Here is a 1,866-nt window from a genome sequence, read left to right as displayed (position 1 = left end):
GGGCGGTAGAAGTTCTTGCCCGCAATCTCCTGGCCTTCGTCGGAATACAGGTACTGCAGGTATTCCTCGGCCACCTTGCGCGTGCCGCGCTTGTCCACCACCTTGTCGACCACGGCCACGGTGGGCTCGGCGAGGATGGACACCGAGGGCGCCACGATCTCGAACTTCTCGGTACCGAACTCCTTGAGCGCCAGAAAGGCCTCGTTCTCCCAGGCCAGCAGCACGTCGCCCACGCCGCGCTGCACGAACGTGATGGTCGAGCCGCGCGCGCCGGTGTCGAGCACGGGCACGTTCTTGTAGAGCTTGCCGACGAATTCCTTCGCCTTGGCCTCGCTGCCGTACTTGCGCTTGGCAAATTCCCAGGCCGCCAGGTAGTTCCAGCGCGCGCCGCCCGAGGTCTTGGGGTTGGGCGTGATGACGGCCACGCCGGGCTTGGCGAGGTCGTCCCAGTCCTTGAGGCCCTTGGGGTTGCCCTTCTTCACGAGGAAGACGATGGTCGAGGTGTAGGGCGCCGAGTTGTGCGGCAGGCGCTTCTGCCAGTCCGCCGGAAGCAGCGCGCCGTTCTTGACCAAGGCGTCCACGTCGCCGGCCAGGGCCAGCGTGGCCACGTCGGCCTCGATGCCGTCGATGACCGAACGCGCCTGCTTGCCCGAGCCGCCGTGCGACTGCTTGACCGTGATCTCCTGCCCCGTCTTGGCCTTCCAGTGCCTGGCAAAGGCCTGGTTGTATTCCGCATACAGCTCCCGCGTGGGGTCGTACGACACATTGAGCAAGGTCACGCCTTGCGCAAACGACGGCAATGCCGTCAGGGCCAAGCTGGCCAGCAGGGCGCTGGCCAGGGGAAACTTGATAAAGTCACGGCGAATCTTCATGGGTGGCCTTCCGTCAGTGCATGGAAACCGGTGCGAATCACCGATGCAACGCATTCTGGAAGGCCAGATTAAAAACTGGAACGAATAAAATCGCAGTTCTTAATACCCAAAACATCTAAACCGATACCCCCACAAGGAATTTTTCCATGGCACGCACCGTCCACTGCATCAAGCTCGGCAAGGAAGCCGAAGGCCTCGACTTCCCGCCCTACCCCGGCGAACTGGGCAAACGCCTGTGGGAAAGCGTCAGCAAGGAAGCCTGGGCCGCGTGGCTCAAGCACCAGACCATGCTGGTCAACGAAAACCGCCTGAACCTGGCCGACGCGCGTGCGCGCCAGTACCTGGCGCGCCAGATGGAACAGCATTTCTTTGGCGGCGGCGCCGACACCGTGCAGGGCTACGTGCCGCCCAGCGCCTGAACGCCACGGCCCTGCGCAGACCTTCCGGGCGCCCCTTGTGGCGCCTTTTTCGTTCCTTTCTCTTTCCACCCATGGCACCCCGCATCGACGCAATGGACAGCAGCCCCGCCCTGGCACCCACGGCCTTCCTGCACGGCTGCGACCTGCCGGCGGCCTGGGCCGGCGAGCCGCAGTGGCGCATCCTGCAGACCGACTTTGGCGGAGGACAGGACTTTCTCGCCGCCTGGGCCGCGTGGCGCGCCGACCCCGCGCGCCCCACCCTGCTGCACTTCGTCGCGCTGCAGGACGCACCGCTGCCGGCGGCCGAAGAGCGGCTGCGCGCGGCAGCGGCGGAGCCCGCGCTGGCGCAGGAACTGCAGGCCCAGTGCTGGGGCCTGCTGCCGGGCGTGCACCGCCTGGCGTTCGAGGGCGGGCGTGTGCTGCTCACGCTCTGCCTGGGCGAGGCATCGGCTCTGCTGCGCCAGCAGGACTGGACGGTGGACGCGGTCTACCTCGGCGGCCCTGGGCCCTGGGGCCCGCACTTTGTCAAGGCGCTGGCGCGCTGCTGCCGGCGCGGCACGCACCTGGCCGCCGCA

3 protein-coding genes are annotated in these 1,866 nt (G+C 66.8%); 2 read left to right on the top strand and 1 reads right to left on the bottom strand.

The features are described from left to right. A partial coding sequence (locus B2J89_RS21055) for a sulfate ABC transporter substrate-binding protein (protein ID WP_169170796.1) occupies positions 1 to 872 on the bottom strand: 872 nt, incomplete at its 3' end. A 146-nt stretch (positions 873 to 1,018) separates the two neighbouring features. On the opposite strand from B2J89_RS21055, the gene B2J89_RS21050 reads away from it, so the two are divergent. Next, positions 1,019 to 1,291: an oxidative damage protection protein gene (locus tag B2J89_RS21050; RefSeq protein WP_169170795.1), complete on the top strand. Its 273-nt coding sequence runs from the start codon at positions 1,019 to 1,021 to the stop codon at positions 1,289 to 1,291. Between the two features lie 71 nt (positions 1,292 to 1,362). After that, the coding region (locus tag B2J89_RS21045) for an MnmC family methyltransferase (protein WP_371809113.1) at positions 1,363 to 1,866 on the top strand (504 nt) is incomplete at its 3' end.

It is taken from the genome of Acidovorax sp. SRB_24 (assembly GCF_012931925.1).
Note: the sequence above shows the minus strand (reverse complement) of the source record. Positions and strands in the feature narration are given on the sequence as shown.